At 39.1% G+C, this 21,991-nt stretch carries 15 protein-coding genes; 13 read left to right on the plus strand and 2 right to left on the minus strand.

Translation table 11 applies throughout. The features are described from left to right. Nucleotides 1-204: 204 nt before the first annotated feature. From A3O17_RS07590 to A3O17_RS07630, 9 genes are all read left to right on the plus strand, one after another. Nucleotides 205-1,401: a hypothetical protein gene (locus A3O17_RS07590; RefSeq protein WP_064213152.1), complete on the plus strand. Its 1,197-nt coding sequence runs from the start codon at nt 205-207 to the stop codon at nt 1,399-1,401. A 26-nt stretch (nt 1,402-1,427) separates the two neighbouring features. Next, nucleotides 1,428-2,951 carry a glycan biosynthesis hexose transferase WsfD gene (gene wsfD / locus A3O17_RS07595; protein ID WP_064213153.1) on the plus strand — a complete coding sequence of 508 codons (1,524 nt, stop codon included), beginning with the start codon at nt 1,428-1,430 and terminating at the stop codon, nt 2,949-2,951. After that, on the plus strand, nt 2,941-4,581 hold the full coding sequence (locus A3O17_RS07600; protein WP_143453660.1) for a hypothetical protein: 1,641 nt from the start codon (nt 2,941-2,943) through the stop codon (nt 4,579-4,581). Before wsfD ends, A3O17_RS07600 begins: the two co-directional genes overlap by 11 nt. Beyond that, on the plus strand, nt 4,578-5,843 hold the full coding sequence (locus tag A3O17_RS07605; RefSeq protein ID WP_064207565.1) for a glycosyltransferase: 1,266 nt from the start codon (nt 4,578-4,580) through the stop codon (nt 5,841-5,843). Before A3O17_RS07600 ends, A3O17_RS07605 begins: the two co-directional genes overlap by 4 nt. Before the next feature lie 14 nt (nt 5,844-5,857). Next, entirely contained in the window at nt 5,858-8,089 is a 2,232-nt protein-coding gene (locus A3O17_RS07610; RefSeq protein ID WP_225354562.1) for a cellulose biosynthesis cyclic di-GMP-binding regulatory protein BcsB, read from the plus strand. Beyond that, nucleotides 8,082-8,993, plus strand: a complete 912-nt coding sequence (locus A3O17_RS07615; protein WP_064213154.1) for a hypothetical protein — start codon at nt 8,082-8,084, stop codon at nt 8,991-8,993. Before A3O17_RS07610 ends, A3O17_RS07615 begins: the two co-directional genes overlap by 8 nt. A 307-nt stretch (nt 8,994-9,300) precedes the next feature. Next, on the plus strand, nt 9,301-10,605 hold the full coding sequence (locus tag A3O17_RS07620) for a Na+/H+ antiporter NhaC family protein (protein WP_064213155.1): 1,305 nt from the start codon (nt 9,301-9,303) through the stop codon (nt 10,603-10,605). Next, the gene (locus tag A3O17_RS07625; protein WP_064213156.1) at nt 10,605-12,230 is read left to right on the plus strand and encodes a glycosyltransferase family protein; all 1,626 of its coding nucleotides are present in this window, start codon (nt 10,605-10,607) and stop codon (nt 12,228-12,230) included. Before A3O17_RS07620 ends, A3O17_RS07625 begins: the two co-directional genes overlap by 1 nt. A gap of 41 nt (nt 12,231-12,271) precedes the next feature. Further along, nucleotides 12,272-13,951 (plus strand): 6-pyruvoyl-tetrahydropterin synthase-related protein, encoded by a 1,680-nt coding sequence (locus A3O17_RS07630; protein ID WP_143453725.1) that lies wholly within the window; start codon nt 12,272-12,274, stop codon nt 13,949-13,951. Nucleotides 13,952-14,007: 56 nt separating this feature from the next. On the opposite strand, the gene A3O17_RS07635 is transcribed toward A3O17_RS07630, so the two are convergent. Continuing rightward, nucleotides 14,008-15,009, minus strand: a complete 1,002-nt coding sequence (locus A3O17_RS07635; RefSeq protein ID WP_064213158.1) for a sugar transferase — start codon at nt 15,007-15,009, stop codon at nt 14,008-14,010. Between the two features lie 102 nt (nt 15,010-15,111). After that, entirely contained in the window at nt 15,112-15,462 is a 351-nt protein-coding gene (locus A3O17_RS07640; protein WP_064207560.1) for a YlbF family regulator, read from the minus strand. A 347-nt stretch (nt 15,463-15,809) separates the two neighbouring features. On the opposite strand from A3O17_RS07640, the gene tyrS reads away from it, so the two are divergent. The 4 genes from tyrS to A3O17_RS07660 all read left to right on the plus strand — a co-directional run bounded on the left by tyrS (nt 15,810) and on the right by A3O17_RS07660 (nt 21,921). Then, nucleotides 15,810-17,063 carry a tyrosine--tRNA ligase gene (tyrS, locus tag A3O17_RS07645; RefSeq protein WP_064213159.1) on the plus strand — a complete coding sequence of 418 codons (1,254 nt, stop codon included), beginning with the start codon at nt 15,810-15,812 and terminating at the stop codon, nt 17,061-17,063. A 196-nt stretch (nt 17,064-17,259) separates the two neighbouring features. Further along, nucleotides 17,260-19,053, plus strand: a complete 1,794-nt coding sequence (locus A3O17_RS07650; protein WP_064213160.1) for a hypothetical protein — start codon at nt 17,260-17,262, stop codon at nt 19,051-19,053. Between the two features lie 182 nt (nt 19,054-19,235). Then, a complete protein-coding gene (locus A3O17_RS07655) occupies nt 19,236-20,141 on the plus strand; it encodes a KxYKxGKxW signal peptide domain-containing protein (protein ID WP_064213161.1) in 906 nt (301 codons plus the stop codon). Then, nucleotides 20,065-21,921, plus strand: a complete 1,857-nt coding sequence (locus A3O17_RS07660) for a peptidoglycan amidohydrolase family protein (RefSeq protein ID WP_155728927.1) — start codon at nt 20,065-20,067, stop codon at nt 21,919-21,921. The genes A3O17_RS07655 and A3O17_RS07660 overlap by 77 nt, the downstream gene beginning before the upstream one ends. Nucleotides 21,922-21,991 lie beyond the last annotated feature (70 nt).

Genomic DNA, 21,991 nt, shown 5'->3' on the forward strand with positions numbered 1-21,991 from the left:
TTATGTCACAACCTCTTTTTAGTACTTATTCATTAAATTTTAACGAGGAAGCGATCGAAATTTAATATAAACCGTCAGGAATTAGATTTAGATAAAAATTATGGTTTCAATCTAGATTAATAATGGATACTTTGGTATTGTAAAGGTAGGGTTAAGTGAAAATTCGTACAATAGGGAATCTATAATTAGTGAGTGAGAATAACAATGAAAAAACCAATCAAATTTTTCTTGATTACCGGGATCGTAATCGTCATCGGGCTATTTGGCGTATACATTTTTAAGGGTCGGAATCAAGAAACAATTCATGTTAAACACAATGTTACAAAAGTTAGTGCTCCGGTTCGGAAAGTTTATACAACGGATGCGGCAACTTTTAAATTATCGCCGGAATCACTGTCAGACTCTGAAAAAAATTCACGAAATAAACTCGAATCATTTTTAAAAGAAAATATGCTGGTTAACGGCGGTTTTGTAACCAACTACAAGGCGCATAAGGATCAAAATAAAACTGAACTGGCAACCGGACATGATCAATTAAGTGAATCAGCCGGATTATGGCTGCGAAATTTAGCGTTAACGGGGACGCAGAAACAATTTGATGCGTTTTATAAGGAAACAAAGAAGAAGTTTTTTGCTGATGGCCAGTTTACGTACCGTATCAATGCAGATGGCAAACGGTCGGACGTGAACGCTTCAATTGATGATATGCGGATCATCAGCGCATTGATCGAAGCCGAACAACGGTTCAATGACCCGCAATATCAAAAAGAAATTAAAAGTTTAGTTTCAACATTTAAAAAACAATCAATTCAAAATGGGATGCTGGTCGACTTTTATGACGTCAAGACTAAAAAACCAGCCCACCAAATTTCACTGTATTACTTAGATATTAAGGATATGGGATACATTTACAAGGTCGCGGGATTATCGCCGAAAGACCTTGAATTTGAGTACCATATTTTAAAAAACGGGTATATTTCAAATTCATTCCCGCTTTACCATACACGCTATAACTATGACACCGGAAAATACGAGGACAGTAAGCAAATCAACATTATTGAATCGCTGCTGTCAATTTTGTACTTATCGGAAATTGGTCAGGAAAAAGCGCAAAGTATTCAATTTGTGAAGAATGCCGTCACGACGGGGACTTTGTATAACTCATATAACCTTGATGGGACTCCCGCCGATAAAAGTCAATCAGCGGCAAGTTATGCGATTGCAGCAATGATTGGAAAAGAAATTGGCGATCAGAAACTTTACCAGCAAGCAATTCAAATTGTGCAAAACTTCCAGATAACGGATCCTTCAAGTCCAATTGACGGCGGAATCGGTGATCCGAATACGCTGCAAGTTTATTCGTACAACAATTTGATGGCGTTGCTTGCATACGATTATTAGAACCTTATTTCAGAAAGTGTGGGAAGATGTTAACCAAAATCAGACAAAAATTGCATGCGTGGGCTGAACCATTCGAACGATGGCTTCCCCCAGTGCGGTTGGGAATTTTGTTACTGGCATTGATTACAATCTTTTTATTATTTGTTCCTCCGGTGAGTGGACCGGTTGATGATGGAACTTATAACCTGATTCTGCATGCAAATGGATTGCGCGAATTTACGGGCGATCCGAATTATTATAAGTACTTTGTGCCCCAGTTTCCGATTTTGCAATATTATAATCCGGATGCGCATTTATATCTTTCATTGCAGAATGTTCTTATTCAAGCGGCAATTTTGCTTAATAAAATTTTTTACAGTTCAAAGATTTTTGATGTCCGGTTTTTAGGTGCAATCTACACGGTGCTTTTTTTGCTTGCGAGTCGGTTGTTATTTAAGGGCCTAACCCATCGCTTGACTGGCAAAAAAGCGTATTTGATCGTTTTGCTAGGTGTGTTTTTCCTTGGCGATACGACGTACACGGTTTATTTCAATTCGTTTTATATTGAACCGCTTGATTTCGTTATGATGATCGCGTTTGTTGGATGCGGGTTATTAGCATTTCAACAAACAACGACCCGCAAGATTTTGAAGTATTATAGCGGCCAGGTCTTAATTGCGTTTCTGTTTCTATTTGTTTCGCGGCAAGTCGCCTTTTTAGTTTCGGCGTTATGTATTTCGTTAGTTGGCGGAATCATTTTTATTCGGGGACGTCAGTGGAAATTATCGGCAATTATTTTGGTAACGGCTTTAATTCCGATGAGCATTTTTATTGGAAGTTTATATTCCAATCCCAATCATAACCAAAATGTTTACCAAAGTATGACACTCGGAGCGATGCCGTCAACCAAGAATCCAGGAAAGAGTCTTGCTGAAATCAATATTCGTCCGCAAAACGAAATTTTACGGGGAACGTCGTATGATGCGCCGTATGCGATTGCACGGTCGGATTCGGCAACCATTCAAAAGGGATTTATTGATGAAATTAATTATGCCAAGTTGGTGTGGTATTACGGAACGCACCCAAGTACGCTATCGAAACTTTTGCAGACCGGATTGGAAAATAAAAACGTTGCGCGAACGAAAGTCGGAGTTTATGAAAAGGGCGCGGTCAAGCAAGGCGACGAAGACAAGACCTTTTTCCAATGGGCAACGATTGCGAAGGGTTTTATTCTCCCTAAAAAGTTTGGATTCTATTTTATTTTTGCAATCTTAGTAATTTCAGTTTACAGCGTTTCATGTGTCCGCGGATTGGAAATGGGTTCGAAACTTTATGCAGCAAGGTTGTGGATGAATTGCGGCTTGCTGCTGATGATGTTTCTCGCATTCATTTCACCAATCATTATTTCAGGGCAGACAAACATTATCCGGCAATTGACCATGTCATCAACTTTACTTGATTTACTGGTACTGATCATTATTTCGGATTCCCTGCAACATGATATTTGGATCACTCGCGATACAGTTTTGCTGACGCGTGCGGGAGAGGATGGTGATGCAAATGAAGAATAAACTTTTAACTTTATTTGTAATCTTCGTTGGCTTGATTTCAATCAATTGGCATTCACCGTCAGTTCAGGCAGCAACGACGATTCAAAATCCATCCAAGGTTTTAGTTGTCTATGACAGTTTAAATGAACGCAATCACCGGCAAGAAGATGTTCAGACTTTGAGCCGAATGCTGATGAGCATGGGCCAGCAAGTCACGATGATGGCAATGAGTGATTATCATGCAGGAATGATTTCAAAGGGTCATTATCAAGCCGTGATCACAATGATCAATTGGCCGGGAATGAAATTTGATAACCCTGCATTTGATCGTGATCGTCATCAATTTAATGGGAAGAAGCTGCATATCGGTCCGTTAATGACGGCTGATGAGAAGCAAAATTTCCCGGGAAATTGGCAGGAAATCAACCAACAGTCGTTTATTTTAAAAGGGCAGAATAATCGCTATGAACAGCAAGTTGATTTTCAACGCCAAATTCAATTATTGGATAAGGTAACCGGAAATGAACAAGCATTATCCCAGCTCGTTGCGGCGAATGGAACAAATCAAACTTATCCGTTTGGAATCATTAATGGGCAGGATGCATACTTGCCATTTTTCAGCAGCAAAGGGGCAACGTTGCTGTCATCGATTCAATTGATTGCCCAGTGGCTCGGAGTTCACGGAAATTATGTACCGTATGTTGACGTACGGGATTTTACGCCGTTAAGTTCGTTTACGGCCACGAAAGAATTCATTAAAAATTTAGATTCGCTTGAAAGAAATCTAATCATCACGACAACTTCAACGACTCAGAATACGGATACGAAAACATTTAAAAACTATTTGAAGTTTCTCAGAACAATGACCCGGGATAATCGGGCGGTCGTTTACCTAAACGTTCCGGCCCTGAATGGAGTTGATAGCAGTAATGATGATACATTGATGAATATGCTGACCCAGGAAATCAGTACCTTGATCGAAAATAAAATTTTCCCACTGGGAATCAGTGCTCCGACATACTGGAACTTTGATAAGTATTATCAGTTAAATGCGTTGAACTTTGGGGATGCGACGCTTTTGTATAACCAGATAAACAATCAGGATTACCATACCCAAACGTCAACGGCCAAGGCTTATCAAACGATGTTCTTTGCGATTCCGCACAGTGCACTTAAAAACATTAAGTGGAATATCAACGGCCGGTATACCGATTTTACCTTTCCAATGCCGGTCACAGTTGATTATCATTTTCCAAATTCAAAGGCTAAGGCTGAGAAAATCAACCGTGAAATTAAAGCATTGCCATTTGCGCCGGAAAACCAGTATTTGTATCAGTTTAATACCGGAATTTCAACGCAAACGCAAAATTTACGGGGAAAAGACGGCGTGATCTCATTGAATGGAACGCCGGTTTCCGAAATTGATTTTCATCAAATCAAGCAGCAAACTGCCGGAATTCGGAAGAACCAAGATCAAACGGGCCACTTAACGACGAGGAGGATCGTTGACAAGATCAATAATGTTTTGATCGTGATCATCGTGGTTACGTTGATCGTCTTGTTTGGGATGCTTGCAATTGGACGAAAGTTATACCTGCGAATGTTTAAAAATCGAAATTTGAAACGAACGAAGGGAGCGAAAAAGAAATGACAAATGTTTGGAACGGAATGGTAATTTTTTCGACGACCATCATTTGGACCCTGTTGTTAGTGTCGATCGCCTTGGTAACGTTTGGTTACATTTATTACTTAAAATGGGTCAAAACACCATTACCGCAACTTGATGATCAGCACGCCCCGTTTGTGACGATCATGGTTCCGGCTCACAATGAAGGAATCGTAATCGTTAAGACCGTTCAGGCACTGTTGAATTTCAATTATCCGCATGACCGGTATGAAATCATCGTGATTAATGATAATAGCGATGATAACAGTGCGGAACTGCTTGCCAATTTGCAGAAAGAAAATCCGACCCGGAATTTTAAAGTGATCAATACGGACAGTGTTACTGGTGGTAAAGGAAAATCAAACGCCCTAAACATTGGTTTCAAATCCGCAATTGGGGACGTTATTGCAATTTACGATGCAGATAACACGCCCGAACCGAATGCGCTGCGGTATTTAGTTGCGGAATTAGAACAAAACGACGAATACGGGGCGGTAATTGGCAAATTCCGGACGCGGAATAAGGACGTTAACTTACTTACCCGGTTTATCAACGTTGAAACCTTATCATTTCAATGGATGGCCCAGGCTGGCCGAAGTCAGATGTTCAAGTTATGCACGATTCCGGGAACGAATTTTGTAATTCGGCGGGAAATCATTGAAGAAATTGGCGGCTGGGATGAAAAGGCCCTGGCAGAAGACACCGAAATCAGTTTTCGAATTTATAAGATGGGATACCGGATCAAGTTTCAACCCGCAGCAGTTACTTGGGAACAAGAACCGCAGACCGTTGACGTGTGGTTCCATCAACGGACACGCTGGGTCAAAGGAAATATTTACGTGATCGTTAAAAACGTCAAATTGTTATTTGATCCGAAAGCGAAACGGATCCGCTTCGATATTCTATATTTCTTATCAACGTATTTTTTGTTGTTAACGGCGTTGATCATGTCCGATGTGACGTTTATCATGTCGGTTTCAGGGTATGCAAAGGTGACGGTTCCGGGATTCAGTAATACGTTGTGGTTACTCGCAATCATTCTATACGTTGTCAGTGTTTTTGTTTCGATCACGACAGAGAAGGGCGAAATGAAATGGTCGAACATTTTGGTGATTTTACTGATGTATGTGATTTATACGCAGATGTGGCTGATCGTTGCATTGCAGGGAATGTACTTATACATCAAAGAAAACGTCTTTCACCTCGAATCGGCAACGAAATGGTATAAAACCAAACGATATAAGTAAGGAGGCCAATCATAATGAAAAAAATAATTCGCGCAGCAGTCGTTGCATCAAGTTTAATTTTAATGACTCCGGCAATTGCGGCGGCTGCACCGGTATCAAATCAGCAGGGCTTAGTTAATCAGCAGATTGAACCTGCCCAGGTCAAAGATGCCCAACCTCAGGATAAGATCAATAATCAGCCGGCTCAAAGTGCAAATGCTGCTTCGTCAAGTTCAAGTACGCAAGCAAATGATCAGCATTCTTCGAATCAGGGAAATGATCAGGGGAGTCAAACGTATACTCAACAATTCCAGAATACCAATACAACGTTAAGCGGAAAGAGTGTCCGGTCAACGACTTACTTTAATAAAATTGATTACTGGGATGTGAAAAAAGCAACGTTTAACTTAACGTATGCAACAACGCAATTACGCAATGATCAAGCATCAAATATTACAGTATCGCTTAATGGGGTAAAGTTTTATTCGTTTAAGCCAAGCAATAATGATGGGCAGCAAACGATCAGCATTGATTTGCCGTTGAATTTGTTGCAAAGTTCAAACGTTTTGACGATTCAGGGTCAAATCATTGATCAAAACCAAAGCGGTGATCCGGAATCAACGCCGGCTAACTGGTTAACGATCTATAGCGGCAGCAACGTTAATTTTTCGTATGACGTCAAGCAGCCAGATAATCAAATCAGTGCGTTTTATAACCATTTTACCGGTAACGATACGGTTTCAAATCACCAAAGTGTGATTTTGGTTCCAGCCAAGGCATCAAATGATGAGCTTGCAGCGGCTACTTACGCTTTAACGGGAATCAGCCGGGTTTTAACGACGAATGCCGCGAAGGTCAATATCAGCAGTTTGGCCGATTCGTCAATGAACAATCAGCCATATCAAATCGTAATCGCTAAATACGACCAATTGCCGCAGGAATACCGCAAGGCAGTTGATTCAAATGATTTACAAGGTGGAAAAGCCGTTTTGAAATTTGTCAACGGCAAGGATAAAAAGGTGTTAGTTGTGACGGCTAAAAGTGCTTCAGATTTGATCCAAGCCGGGAAATACATTTCAAACGAAGAGTTGATGAAGCAGACAACCGCCGATTCGAAGACGATTGATAGCGATACGGAAGTGTTCAGTTCGCAAATGCAGAATAACGGTGATTATCCGCTTGCAACGGATGGAACGAAATTAACAGGAAGCGGTCATCAGGAACAGGTTTTCTTCATCAACCTGCCGCACCACCAAAATAATTCGAAGGGCAGTTACATCAATTTGAACTTTAAGTATGCCGATAACATTGATTTTAAAACGTCATTGGTAACGGTGTATGTGAACGGCAAACCAATCGGAAGCAAACGGCTGACAGCAGCGAAGGCCAATGGGGACCACCTTAAAGTCAATATTCCGAATAATACGAACTTGAGCAGCGCATGCACGGTTCGGGTCGCATTTGATTTGAATATGAAAGATAACCACGTTAATGGCCAAACGCCGTGGGCATACATTGAGAATGATTCAAATGCCTACATTAACTCAACTGATAAGACGGATTTGCTGTTTAATAATTACCCGTCATGTTTCATTAAGGATTCGACGTTCAATAACATCGCTGTTCAATTACCGCACAAAATGAACCAGGATTACTATCAAGCACTGTCAAACATTTTTAATTTGATTGGATGTTATGCAGAAACAAATGTTGGGAATATTACATTCCATTCAGATGAAATGGCCGATAGCGAACTGGCAAATCATAACGTAATTGTTTTGGGAACCCCGAAGGATACATCGTTGATTCAAAAATGGAATTCAAAGCTCTTCTTTAAGTTTAATAAGCACTTTAACCGGTTTGTTTCAAATGAAAAGATGAGCATTGAATCGAATTACGGAAAGCAAATTGGGGTCGTTCAATTACTGTTTAATCCTGAAAACAAGGATAAAGCGGCGTTAGTCGTTTCAGGAGCAACGCCAAAAGATGTTGAGTTAGCTTCAACTCAAATTGATACGCAAGCGCATGCTGGAAGCTTGAAAGGCGATGCCGCGGTGATCGATCAAAATGGCCAACAGTTTATGTACCGCATCAAGAAAAAGATCAATAACCAACATGGACCATCAATTTATAAACGAATCAAATCTAACCCGGCGTTTATGACCTATATGATCATTGGAAGTCTAACCTTGATTTTGATTGCGGTCATCGTCTACCTCTTTGTCCGGAAGAATTTTAGAAGAGAGGAGCAAGCAAATCGTGAATAAGAAACAGAAAAAAATGGATATTGAACTTCCAGAAAAGCATAATGCCAGCATGGCAACCGATTTGGCAATGCTGGCAATGGTCACGGAATTTGTGATCATGTTGTGTTTTGATATGTTTGTTCGCAATGACCTGTTCGGAAATCTGTTATGTACGATAATCACCCTTTTTCTAGTTGTGATTACGTATTTTATCGGGCTTGTTCCGGCACTGGCAACGAGCTTGATTTTCTTACTGGTGCTGATTCTTGAAAGTGCGCGGGAATTTGTAACTGGACACCATTTCTTTGGAACGGCATTTTTTTGGACCATTTGGCCGCCGCTGATTTGCATTACGTTCTACATTTTAACGGTTCAATTGCGGAAACTGCAGGGTGAAAATTTGCGTCTTCAAAATCGATTAAATCAAGCAAGTACGTTGGATTCAGAAACGAATTTGCGGACGGTGGAAATTTTCCGGGAACATTTCCACGTTTTTACGAATTTGTCGAAAGACTATCATTTTCCGTTATATTTATATTCATATCGAATCAAATATTGGAATTCAATCAGTGGAATTTTGTCACGGAAAGAACAGCACCACTTGATTCGGATTGTCACAGAAGTAATTAACGATATTACAACGGGTCACGAATTTGTTTACAGTATTGGAAATCAACCGCCGACATGGGCTGTGTTGTCTTCCGAAGCGGTTGATAGTAATAAACGGCGTTTCCGGGATGAAGTTAAACAGGAATTGGCTCAACGCGTCAACGACGATTCGCTTTTGAACAAGGTCGATATTCAATTAGAAGCTTCGCGGGTTCAGTATGATCCGCAAGAACACCCGGATGCATCATCATTCTTGCAAGATGGAATTCATGAATTACAATATGACGTTTCAGCCGGAAGTGCGGATAATCGGTAATTGTGAAAGTTGGGCTTATTGAACTCCAAGAAAAAGTTATGGTTTCGTAGCAGAACGTTCACAGATAATTCATAGGTCGTTATTAGTATTATAGACATAGTAATTCATAAATATATTCCACTGATTTCTATCCCTCTTGAAATGGTGGAAGATGAAATTACAATCCTAAAATAATATCCTAAATATACTTCCTTTTCACAAGGCCTGGTAGTTGGCGTCATTGGAGCGCTGGCTGACAGGCCTTGTTTTTTTAGAACATTTTGGGCGATAATAGGAAAAGTGATTTAAAAAGCAAAGAGGTAATATCATGGAACAGAAACACGGCAAAGGAAGTTTCTGGGGACTTGTTCCGTTGCTTACTTTCTTGGTGCTGTATATTATTACAGGCGTTTCAACTCAAAATTTTAATAGTATGCCATTGATGATCGGGATTCTGATCGCATCGGCTGTGGCATTGATGATGCATCGAAAGGGCGAAGTCGACCGGACAACGTTTGCGGAACGTGTGACAAAGTATTGTGTCGGCGGCGGAGATGATGGCCTGATCTTAATGGTGATCGTCTTTTTGCTTGCTGGTGGATTCTATGGCGTATCGAAGGGGATGCACGCGGTTGATGCAGTTACCAACCTGGGATTGGATATTTTACCAGTCAAGTTAATATTACCCGGGTTATTTGTGATCGGTTGTATTATCAGTTTTGCAATGGGCACCTCAATGGGGACCGTGGCGGCATTAATGCCGATCGGAGTTTCCTTAGCATTGAAAATTCACGGCAACATGGCATTATTTTGCGGAACGGTCGTTGGAAGTGCGATGTTTGGTGATAATTTGTCGATGATCTCGGCCTCGGTAATTGCGGCAACGCGGACCCAGGATGTCAGTATGATGAAGAAGTTTAAAACGAACATCACGATGCTTTTGCCAGCAATCATTGTTAACTTGGTTTTGTTAGCAATGCAACCGGTCGGCCAGGGAGTGTATTTGAGCGGAAATCACCCGTATGACTTGTTGAATCTTTTGCCGTATATCCTGGTTATTATTCTTTCATTTACGGGGATGCACGTTATTTTAGTATTGACCTTGGGAATTTTGACTGGCGTTGCAATTGGCGTCTTCCATGGCGATTTTTCACTTGTAAAATCAATGACGGTTATTCACAACGGAATGATGAGCATGGAAGACATGGCATTGATTGCGATTTTGGTTGGCGGCTTAGTCGCCTTAATGGATTATCTGGGCGGAATCGACTGGATCATCAATGCACTGACCCGCAAAATTAAGTCCGCAAAGGGCGGCGAGTTTGCGATTGCTGGACTGGTAAGTTTACTGGACATTATTACAACGAATAATACCGTTTCAATCATCACGGCGGGCCCGCTTGCCAAAGATATTGGTGATCAGTTTGGAATTTCAGCTCCACGGATCGCAAGCGACCTGGTTACCTTTTCGTGCGCCTTTAACGGATTGATTCCATACGGCGGGCAGTTACTAGTCGCTGCGGGGTTGGCGAAGATTTCGCCAATGCAGATCGTACCGTATAGCTGGTACTGTTTGCTAATGCTGGTATCAAGTATCGGATTTATTTTGTTGAGTCGGGATAGGAGAAAGTGATGAAAAATAATCAACAACTTAAAAGTAAAATAATTGAATTTATTGAGATATTAGTGATCGCAACGATCTGTTCTATATTATTTATAGTTCTCGGAGGAGGCCATCGTTGTTTAACAAACTACGCTTATTCTGACATTGAATTTCATTTGAATCGAATAATTGGATTGTCCAACATAATTAATCATCCAATTAATTATAAAGTTTTCAATCAAATAGGAATGGGAGTCAATTATTTTTACCCAGGATTAATGATTTTTCCAGCAACTCTATTAATTAAGTTTACTCATTCAATTGTAAATGGATTCCTAGCATTTTTATTTTTGCTAAATGTAGTTTCAGGGATAATTGCATACTACTCACTTAAATCGGTTTATAAGAATCGGTTCAAAGCAACTATCTTTTCGATGATGTTTATTTTTATGACTTATCGTACCCTTGATATTTATCGTCGATTTGATATTGGCGAATGTTTGGCAATGACATTTATGTTAATTGTCTTTAGTGCAATGTACCAAATTATCGTTGATCAGAAAAATTCATGGATCAAGCTTGCAATTGGAATGGCGTTAGTTTTGTATTCGCACCTCTTGTCAGCGATTATTGTAAGTATAATGTGTGGATTGATGTTGATTTTAAACTTGAAGAATGTAAAAAGCTGGAAATTTGTAATTATTCAACTTTGTAAAAGTGGGATAACGACTTTTATGTTGGAATTAGGATTTCTATTACCGTATCTTCAACAAACAAGGTTGAAGATTAATCCACCGTTTATCGGAAACCTACCAAGTGCGGCATTAAATATGTCTGATTTATTTAATAATTCGTTAAATAACACTCTGGGTGATAGTAAACAAACGGTGGTTTCGCTAGGAATTATTTGTTTGATCTTTTTGATAATCGGATTATTCAAAAAACATGAAACTCCGGTAGAGAAATCATTCTACATGTTGGGATTATTTAGTGTAATTTTATCAACCAAACTGTTTCCTTGGAACTTATTTCAAAAGCATTTTGCATTGTTGCAATTTCCGTGGCGCTTTCTTGAAGTTGCGTCGGTATTCTTATTGATATACGGCGTTTCTGCAGTTATTGATTCAAAGAGAATGATTTTTTCTTTAGGAATTGTCGGTTGTACGGTAATGCTATTTTATTCTAGTGTAGTTAATTTAGAAAACACGGCACCTGCTAAAAATATTATGAATGAAAGCAGGATTGATAAGGCGATGTCGTATGATAACTGGGATTATTTTCCTCAAAAAGCAGCATATAATCTTAGTATTGTAAATCATCAATTTTTCAATGCAAAAGGAAAACCGGTTTCGATAAAGCATTGGGTAACAGACACAGACTATGTAATAAAATTAAATTCATATAAATCATCCAAATTAAATGTTCCGGTACTTTATTACTATGGGACGCAAGCAAAAATAGATGGAAAAAACGCAAATGTCAAAGTATCTGATCGGGGAACGGTTGAGATTCAAAATGTTCCTCAAAACGGAGAAATAGAAATAACGAGCCGGTATACAAAATTTGCAAGAATCGGGCAAATTATATCTGTCATTTCGCTGCTTGTTTTAATGGTTTTGATAATTCGAAATTGTTTTAGAACTAGAAGCTACTAGTTAATAGAGGCATGGTCTTAGCCATTATTTCATAAAATGATGTGCATTTAATAAAACAGCTTTATTACTACGGTAAGGATAGATATATTTTTAAGGAGAATATAGTCAATATGGAAAGAAAAGGAAAGATCGTTAGCTTCATTAAGATACTGTCAATCATGGCGGTATTTTCAATAATTTTTATAATTGTTGGCGGTGGCCGGCGGTGTTTAACGCTTTATAATTCAGACTTAGCCTTTCATCTTAATCGAATAATTGGAACAGAAAATGTCCTTACTCATCCAATCAATTATACAGTGTTTCACCAGTTAGGATTAGGAGTAAACTATTTCTATCCATGGTTAACAATTTTACCGATTATTTGGCTAATGAAACTGACGCATTCGATCGCAGTTGGTTACATGCTATTTCTGATATTGTTTAACACAATAACAGGAGTTATCGCATACTATTCCATGAAACCGATATATAAAAATAATTTAAAATCCTTAACTTTTTCAGTTTTGTACCTCTTCTTGTTTTATCGTGGATTGGATTTGTACCGAAGGGCTGATATTGGAGAATTTATTGCAATGACATTTATGGTCGTTGTTTTTAGTGCTTTATATCAGTTGATAATGGGAAAAAAGAAGGCCTGGATTCCATTATCATTAGGAATGGCTTTAATAATTTATTCTCATTTGCTATCAGCAATAATTACAGTTATCATGAGCGGTTTAATGCTTATTTTAACTTGGAATTACGAAAAGAACTGGAAACTCACAATTGGTGGGTTAATTAAAAGTATTGGCGCAACTTGCTTATTAAGTTTAGGTTTCTTATTCCCGTATTTTCAACAAATGAAATTAGGGATCAACCCGCCTTCTTCTGAAAATTTGTCTAAGTTGGCCTTAGGTGTAACAAATTTATTCAATAATTCTTTGAGTAATTCTTGGGGCGATAGTTTATACACGATTCCATCGTTAGGGATTATCTGTTTGATCTTCTTAATGATCGGAATCGTTAAAACCAAAAATACAAAGTTTGAAAAGACAATTTATTTGCTGGGAATTATTAGCGTGATTTTATCAACTAAATTGTTTCCCTGGAATTTATTTCAAAAGCATTTTGCGTTGTTACAATTCCCGTGGAGATTCCTCGAAACTGCCTCAATTTTCTTACTGATGTATGGAGTCTCCGCTACGTTAAGTTCAAAGAGTTTCCTTAAATCGATTGGACTAATTATTTGCTCGATCATGTTTTTCTATTTTAGTGCGAATAGTATCGAAAATACAGTCAAGGCAAGTGATCAGGCATCAAGTCAAAATATCACTAGTATTTTGTCCTACAACACCGCTGATTATGTTTCCCGAAAAGCAGTAAAAAATAACAGCGTAACCGAGGAACAGTTTTTTAACGGGAACAATGAAAAAGTAAAATTGTCGCATACGGAAACTTCTACAAAATATTTGATTGATTTACATTCGTATAAGGGATCCGTAATCAATACACCAGTTTTGTATTACAAAGGTGAAAAGGCAATAATTGACGGTAAAGAACTTCCAATCAAAGAATCATCAAGGGGAACAATTGAAATTTTAAATGTTCCTCAAAATGGAAAAATTGAAATAACAAGTCAGTACACAAAATTTGCAAGGACAGGGCAGATTATTTCTGTCATTTCGCTTCTTGGCTTAATGGTTTTAATAATTCGAAATTATTTTAAAACAAAAAGTTATTAAGCAATTGATGAAAAAAATCCAGTTTTGTTAATTCAAAACTGGATTTTTTATGCTTTTTAGATATTTTTTAACGCTGTAAGCGTATGCTTTCCTGCTCTTAATTCTTCTGCAACGCGATGAACATTCTTTTTCATCTCATCATATTGATCGGGGGTGATTTGAGCGATTTCATTATCTAAGTTAGCCAGATCATCAATTGCGATTCCAAGATTATTTTTAGTGATGAAATCAGCTAAAGCAGCCTGTTTCCATAGGATTACCGGAAGACCAGAACTTAAGTATAACGAAACTTTATGCGGGTCATTGTACTTTTCGTAGTTTCCCATTAACCCGTCACATTCGTGAATACTGTCGCCATCCCAAACGAGTCCAAAACTTTGAGTAAGAAATTTCGCCAGTTCGTCAGGCTTTTTAATTCCTTGGTAAGTGATATTTTGCGGGTAATGTTCAGCCGGTTTCGGACCAAACAAATCAATTTGGGTGTTAACATTCAATTTCGTTAAAAACGTTGATTTTTCCAGGTTACCGGCAAAAACAACGTTGCGATTAAAGTTATTATCGTTGATTGGCAGGTCAGTCAAGTAATCAAAAATTTGAAGAGTGACCATTGGCGTTGTGATTCCATGATCTTCAAGCCAGTGCTTCATTTTGCTATTATGAACGATCAATCCATCAACAGAATTGAAAATTTTTGATTCACGTTGCCAGTCCTTATCTTGTTGATAACGTAATGCCGCAACGTCATGGATTAACAAAATAAGCTTGGCGTTCGGGTTATATTTGCGCAATTCTTTCAACGAAATATCGGTTGTGAAATTAAAGTAACCGGCATACTGGAAAACAATCAAATCAGCATTAGTTTGGTATTGCTTTTTCAATCCGCCGCAATAAGATTTAATTAAAAATGCAAGTTTGCTTAAATGTGAAGGCGGGTTGGTAATGATCATTGGTTTGAACCCGGCTTTTTGGGAAATTTGAATAATATCATCTTTCGCTTTAGAACCAGCGTTTGTTCCGTTAACGGCACTTTCGCTGATCGTTGCGATTATTTTTTCCATAATTAAGAAACCTCGTTCTTTTTAATATCTTCAGTAATCTTACTATACTTCAACAAAAAAAGGAACAGCGGCCAAAACCGCTGTCCCTTTCGAAAAATTTAATTAGTCGTTTAAATCATAAACGTCATTGATTGGCTTAATAATGATTGAATTAATGTCGTTTAACAATTGATTTAATGATTGTTCAGCAGCCATCAAGTTCTTAACGGCGTCCATATCGTTCATCTTTTTGGCCAATTCTTGAAGCTTCTTCACGTCTTCTTCTTTTGGTTGTTGACCACTTAATTGAGCATTGCGTAAAACTTCCTGTAATTCGCTGAATTCTTTGTACATGCTGAATGCAACTTGGTCTTGTTTTAAAGCTGCAAATGCGTTTTGAACGGCCATAAATTGTTGCGTTTGTGGTAAGTCACTTGCAACTTGGTTTACTGAATCATAAATATTTACAGTCATGGATAATTCCTCCTTTGAGCTTATATCTAATTCTATCATAATGTGAAAATAGTTGATAGAATCGCGATTGCCGATGTTGACCGTTAAATAAAATCATGCTTTAATAAAAACAGAATATCAGCATCGGAAATTCAGTAGAGCATCACCCACTGGTTCAGAAAGTTAGCGGTTGCTGGAAGCTAATCCATGGTGAGGATCGAATTACACTTTCATTTAGTGATGCACCGGACTGGCGTTTTCCAGTAAGAGGCACATTTGTGTAAAGTTGGGTGGTACCACGATTGAGTTCGTCCCTGGATTAATTTCCGGGGATTTTTTATTTGGATGCGAGGTAATGGAGGTCAAACATGGACATTTTAGAAGATTTAAAATGGCGCGGCGCAATCAATCAGGAAACTGATGAAGAAGGCTTACGCGAATTATTAAACGAAAAGAAAATTTCATTATACTGCGGAACAGATCCAACCGGTGATAGTTTGCACATTGGTCACTTGATTCCGTTCATCATGTTGAAACGGTTTGAAATGGCCGGGCACCACCCATACATTTTAGTCGGGGGCGGAACAGGTTCGATCGGTGATCCAAGCGGCCGCAAAACAGAACGGCAATTACAAACCAAGGAACAAGTTGAACATAACGTGCAAGCATTGACGGAACAAGTTACCCGGCTTTTTGGCGGCAGCGGTCACGTAACGTTTGTGAATAACTTTGACTGGCTTTCACAATTTAATTTGTTAGATTTCTTACGCGATTATGGGAAAGAATTCAACGTTAATACCATGATTCGGAAGGACGTTGTTGCCAGCCGGTTGGAAAACGGAATTTCATTTACTGAATTTACATACCAAATCTTACAGTCGATCGACTTTTTGACATTGTATCGTGATCACGATGTGCAATTACAAATCGGCGGCTCAGATCAATGGGGCAACATTACTGCCGGAATTGATTTGATCCACAAAAAAGAAGGTCAAGACGCAAAAGTCTTCGGGTTAACAATTCCATTGATGTTAAAGGCTGATGGAACTAAATTCGGCAAGACTGCTGGCGGCGCTGTATGGCTTGATCCAAAGAAGACATCACCATATGAATTCTACCAATTCTGGTTAAACCAGGATGACCGCGATGTTGTGAAATACTTGAAGTATTTCACTTTCTTAAGCCATGATGAAATCGATGCCTTGGCTGAAAAGGTAAAAACTCAACCTGAAAAACGGGAAGCTCAACGCGCATTAGCCCGTGAAGTTACAACTTTTGTTCACGGTGAAGATGCAATGCACGAAGCCGAAAAAATCTCTGAAATTTTATTCAGCGGTGACATCAAGGAATTAACAGCTGAACAAGTTGAACAAGTCTTTGGTAAAATGCCATCGGTTGAAGTTTCACGTGAAAAACAAAACCTTGTAATTTGGTTAGTTGATAACGGCATTGAACCATCACGGCGGCAAGCCCGGGAAGATGTTAAGAATGGTGCAATCCGGGTCAACGGTGAACGGATCCAAGACCTTGAATACGAACTTGATCCAACCGCTGCTTTTGACGGCAAATATGTTGTTATCCGGCGCGGAAAGAAGAAATACTTCTTGGTAAAGGTTAAGTAAGAATAAACAAAAAGACGAGATTCGATTGATTCGAATTTCGTCTTTTTTGTCTTACTTTAAAATGTCGTCACCGCTGATTGCCAAAGTTTTTAATGTTAAAAATATGAGTTAAAACAATCTGCGGTGTCTGCCTGATTTTCTTTATGATATACTTCTAAGCGATAAGTCAGAATATTATTTAGGTAGGAAATTTAAAATGGACGAAGCAAAGAAAAATAATTCAAACCGAATCAATAATCTAATTGCGATGGTCATTTTCGTTATTATGGCGATCGGAATGGTCTTACCCTTGATTCATACTGGAAAAATTGCAATCGATATTGACTGGTGGTTCCACTCTTCACGGGTTGAGCAGATTTATCGGAATTTAAAAGCGGGAGTGCCATTTACGTACATTGCAACGTCGACGTTTGGTAAGACGGGTGTGGGTTCATTCCTGTTTTATCCGGATGCCTTCATGTACATTTGGGCGCTTTTACGGTTTATTTATTCACCAGTAACCGCGTATTACCTTTGGGTTGGAATCATCTTCTTTATGACCTTGACGGTTAGTTATTTCTGTATGCAAAGTTATGCTCATCGACCGCTTCGAAGCTTTATCTTTGCAGTGTTATATACGGTTGCCCCGTATCATTTATACTTAAGTCCGGTAAACTGGGTTTTAGGGGAATTTGTTGCATATGCATTTTTACCGCTTGCCTTTTTAGGAATATACAAGATTTTAGTTGGGGATGCCCGTCAATGGTATCTTTTGGCATGCGGGATCGGATTGATTTTTTATTGTCATATTTTGAGTGTTCTTTTAACCGGCGAAATCATGGCAGCGTTTTTGATTTACCGGCTCATTAAGGAAAAGGAAATGGAACTTGAACGGTGGATTGCATTGATCAAGGCGGGAATCGTTGCATTAATTCTTGCTTTGCCAATTATTATTCCGTTGATCACTGACTTCTTTGGCAAGGGAATTACCGGAACGTATTCTGGTGTTCGAATCGTTCAACAACTCGGAACAATTACAACTGATTCGATTGGGAACGTGGCAACAAGCGGGAGCATCGGATTAGTTTTGTTGTTAGTAATTTTAACGGGATGGAAATGGGTTGATCGCAAGAGCCTCGAAATGCCAATGTACATTGCCGCAGTAACCTTGCTGATTTTGGCTTCATCGGTTTTCCCATGGGAAAGCTTTAACCATACACCATTAACGATTTTACAATTGCCTGTTCGTTACCTGTCATATTCGATTCTTTTTGCTGCCGTTGTTGGCTCGCAGGGAATTGTAAAAATTTTGGATACGCATTTTGCCTTTGCACGGATCAAAGTCCCGGCGCTGATGATGGCAATTCTTGCGGTTGCCGGAACAATGAGTTACTTTGGCTCGATTCTTCCAATGACGACTAAATTGCAAAACCGGCAGATCAATAAGCCGTTAATGCTGAATAAATTAAACCCTGGACAGCATCAAGTATTGATGAATAAAGTTGTTACGAATGCAAACTATCAGGATCAGTTTGCATATTGGGGATCAACCGGGACCGCGGATTATTATCCAACGACGATTTTGAAACATGGTCATTTCTTTGATTATACGGTTTCACAACCGCAACAGGCTTTAACCCAGGATAAGCCGTTAAATGATTTGCTGTTGAGAAAAGCATATCTCAATGGAAAACCGTTAGTCGTTGATCCGGTTGCCGGTCCAAATCGCTTGACTTATGGAATTGATTTAAAACATCAGAGTAAAGTTGATTTACCAGTGATTTGTTATGTTCATACAACTGTCAAAGTTAATGGCCAAAAGGTTACGCCCCAATTAAGTTCACGCGGAACAGTCGAGTTGAACCTCGCACCTGGAAGGTACAAGATCGAAGTTGGTTATCAACCTTCGAAGGCTTACTTTATTGGTTTAGGAATTGCGTTGATTGCTTGGTTGCTGATGCTTATCCGGGTGATTTTTCGGCGGAAAATAGATCATCACGCCAAACATTGAATTTAAATTATCAAAGAATAATAATTGTTTAGAGATTGATAAAATAAGATTGGCATTAAAGTGCTTAATATCAAGGCTAATTTGGCTTAGCCTTGGTATTTTTTATAAAAATATAATATTAAATTTTTTACCTGTATGGTATACTTTTAACCGTTAGTAAAAAAGGAAAGGGATATTTTTACATGTTTGACGAAAAAACACACTATAAGATGTATAAGAGTGGTAAGAATTGGGTATTTGGCGCAATTACAACGGCAACCTGTTTACTGGGATTAAACATGGGAGCAGTAACACATGCCGACAATGTTCAGTCAAGTTCTCAAAACACACAACCAAAGAATGAGTCAAGCGTTCAATCAAAACAAGCAAGTCAACCATCACAACAGGTGGTATTGAAGAGCAGTCAAAGCTCGCAATCATCTTCGGCTGCGGCGAAGACGACAGTCCAGGAACAACCTGAAGTAACGAACTTTGCAGTTCAACCAACTAAGGTAACTAACCAAACGCAAACGGCACCGAAGAGCAATCCGGCTTCTTCATCAAAAACAAACAATCAACAAGAAATCAAAAACCAACAACCAGTTCAAGCACAATCAAGTTCACAAGCCCAACAATCGAGCTCACTTGATAAATATCCTTTTGCTGAAAGTCATCCAGAAGCAAAGCAAGTCAGACAAAACAATAACTGGTATTTACAAGAAAACGGTAAGAATTTAACCGGTTTCCAAAAGATTGCCGACCAAAATAAGATTTGTTACTATAATCCATCAAACGGTGCGATGGTTTATGGTCAACAAAGAATTGATAACAAGTGGTACCTTTTTGATAAGGTAACTGGTGCTTTACAATTCGGTTATCAATGGATCGGTGATCAAAACAAGGAAGTTTACTATGATCCAAATAAAGGTAATATGGTCTACGGTCACCAGAAGATCAACGGTAAAGAACAATACTTTGACCCGGTAACGGGTGCGCAAGCTAAAAACAGTTATGTATGGGATAAGGATGCCAATGCAGAATATTACTATGATGGCTTGGGCAATATGGTTTATGGCCAACAAAATATCAATGGCAAGTGGCAACTTTGATACAAAAACTGGGAAACAAGCAAAGAATAGTTATGTTTGGATCGGTAACCAAAACAAGTGGGTTTACTATGACGGCGTTGGTAACATGGTTTATGGTCAACAAAAGTTGAACGGTCACTGGCAATACTTTGATCCAATTACTGGTGCGCAAGCAAAGAGCAGTTATGTTTGGATCGGTAATCAAAATAAAGAAGTTTACTACGACCAAAACGGGAATATGGTTTACGGCCTTCAAACTGTTCAAGGTAAGAAACAATACTTTGATCCCGTAACCGGTGCCCAAGCAAAGAATAGTTACATTTGGGACAAGAACACAAATGGCGAATACTACTTCGATGGCTTAGGCAATGCTGTTTACGGTCAACAATTGATCAACGGCCACTGGCAATGGTTTGACTTGCAAACCGGGAAGCAAGCTAAGAGTCAATTTGTAAATATCAAAGATCAAAACAAGACGGTTTACTATGATGGCTTGGGTAACATGGTTTACGGTCAACAAAGAATCAATGGCCACTGGTACTTATTCGATAAGGTAACCGGAGCTATGCAAACTGGTTTCCAATGGCTTGGAAATTACGGTCAAAATAAGACTTGTTACTACAATCCAGCAAATGGCCAAATGGAATACGGTCAACAAAAGATTAATGGTAATTATTACCTGTTTGATAATGTAACGGGAGCAATGTATCGTGGAACATACGTTGACTATAATCACGGACGCGCCCTTGAATTTTATAACAATGGCGGTCAATTAGTAACCGGATCTTACAATAACAATGGTCAAACATACCACTTTGCGACGGAACAAGAAGCTGCAAGTTCAAACGGCAAACTTGTTGTTGGTCAATTAATTGCTAACGGAATGATTAAGTTCCAAGGTAATACATATGACATGATCGATAATCAAGTTCAAACTGGTCAACAAAAGATCGATAACAACTGGTACTTATTTGATAAGAATTCAGGTGCCATGCAAACTGGCTTCCAAAACTTGGCTCCATATGGTCAAAATAAGATTTGCTACTACAACCCAGCAAATGGTCAAATGGAATACGGCCAACAAAATATTAATGGTCACTGGTACTTATTTGACAAGGTAACGGGGGCACGGTTAACCGGCTGGCAAAGCTTGGCTCCATATGGTCAAAACAAGGAATGCTTCTACAACCAAGATGGAACAATGCACTACGGCTGGTTAGATACTGACCGGTATGACTACTACTTTGATAATGTAACTGGTGCAGAATACATCGGCGGAAGTCATAATATTGATGGTCGCTGGTATAACTTTGATAATCAAGGTCACTGCCTTGATTTCAATCAACGGGTAATCAACTGGTTCGAAAGCCGGAAAGGCCACTTAACATACTCAATGTACGGTTCACGGAATGGTTCGGATGGAACAGCTGATTGTTCAGGTTCAATGACACAAGCTATTCGGGATGCCGGTGCTGGCCCATACGCATACTTATACAACACAGATTCACTTCACGGTTACTTACGGGCAAATGGTTACTACCTCGTAACGGCAAATGGCAACTTTACTCCTGAACGTGGGGATGTTATTATTTGGGGTCGCCAAGGTGAAAGTGGCGGTGCAGCAGGACACACCCTTGTAATTTCACAAGGCGGGAACGATGCTCAATGTATCTCAACTTGCTACTACACAAACGGTCAACCAGGAACAGCAGTTCAAGAATTACCATATAACTGGTACTGGCATTTAGACGGTTGCCCATACTACTATGTATATCGTCAAGGTGACCAACACCGAAACTAGAATTTTTCAATGTTCTAATTAAATATAAATAAGATAAAGGCTCACTAAATTTTATTTAGTGGGCCTTTAT

It is taken from the genome of Ligilactobacillus aviarius (genome assembly GCF_001654615.1).
GTDB classification, from domain to species: Bacteria; Bacillota; Bacilli; order Lactobacillales; family Lactobacillaceae; genus Ligilactobacillus; species Ligilactobacillus aviarius_B.

What these genes read in the sequence shown, in the direction of transcription:
- A3O17_RS07620 (WP_064213155.1), top strand. Translation starts at nt 9,301, where the DNA reads ATGGAACAGAAACACGGCAAAGGAAGTTTCTGGGGACTTGTTCCGTTG.
- A3O17_RS07590 (WP_064213152.1), top strand. Translation starts at nt 205, where the DNA reads ATGAAAAAACCAATCAAATTTTTCTTGATTACCGGGATCGTAATCGTC.
- wsfD (WP_064213153.1), top strand. Translation starts at nt 1,428, where the DNA reads ATGTTAACCAAAATCAGACAAAAATTGCATGCGTGGGCTGAACCATTC.
- A3O17_RS07660 (WP_155728927.1), top strand. Translation starts at nt 20,065, where the DNA reads ATGCAGAATATTACTATGATGGCTTGGGCAATATGGTTTATGGCCAAC.
- A3O17_RS07625 (WP_064213156.1), top strand. Translation starts at nt 10,605, where the DNA reads ATGAAAAATAATCAACAACTTAAAAGTAAAATAATTGAATTTATTGAG.
- A3O17_RS07610 (WP_225354562.1), top strand. Translation starts at nt 5,858, where the DNA reads ATGAAAAAAATAATTCGCGCAGCAGTCGTTGCATCAAGTTTAATTTTA.
- A3O17_RS07650 (WP_064213160.1), top strand. Translation starts at nt 17,260, where the DNA reads ATGGACGAAGCAAAGAAAAATAATTCAAACCGAATCAATAATCTAATT.
- tyrS (WP_064213159.1), top strand. Translation starts at nt 15,810, where the DNA reads ATGGACATTTTAGAAGATTTAAAATGGCGCGGCGCAATCAATCAGGAA.
- A3O17_RS07655 (WP_064213161.1), top strand. Translation starts at nt 19,236, where the DNA reads ATGTTTGACGAAAAAACACACTATAAGATGTATAAGAGTGGTAAGAAT.
- A3O17_RS07605 (WP_064207565.1), top strand. Translation starts at nt 4,578, where the DNA reads ATGACAAATGTTTGGAACGGAATGGTAATTTTTTCGACGACCATCATT.
- A3O17_RS07635 (WP_064213158.1), bottom strand. Translation starts at nt 15,009, where the DNA reads ATGGAAAAAATAATCGCAACGATCAGCGAAAGTGCCGTTAACGGAACA.
- A3O17_RS07640 (WP_064207560.1), bottom strand. Translation starts at nt 15,462, where the DNA reads ATGACTGTAAATATTTATGATTCAGTAAACCAAGTTGCAAGTGACTTA.
- A3O17_RS07600 (WP_143453660.1), top strand. Translation starts at nt 2,941, where the DNA reads ATGAAGAATAAACTTTTAACTTTATTTGTAATCTTCGTTGGCTTGATT.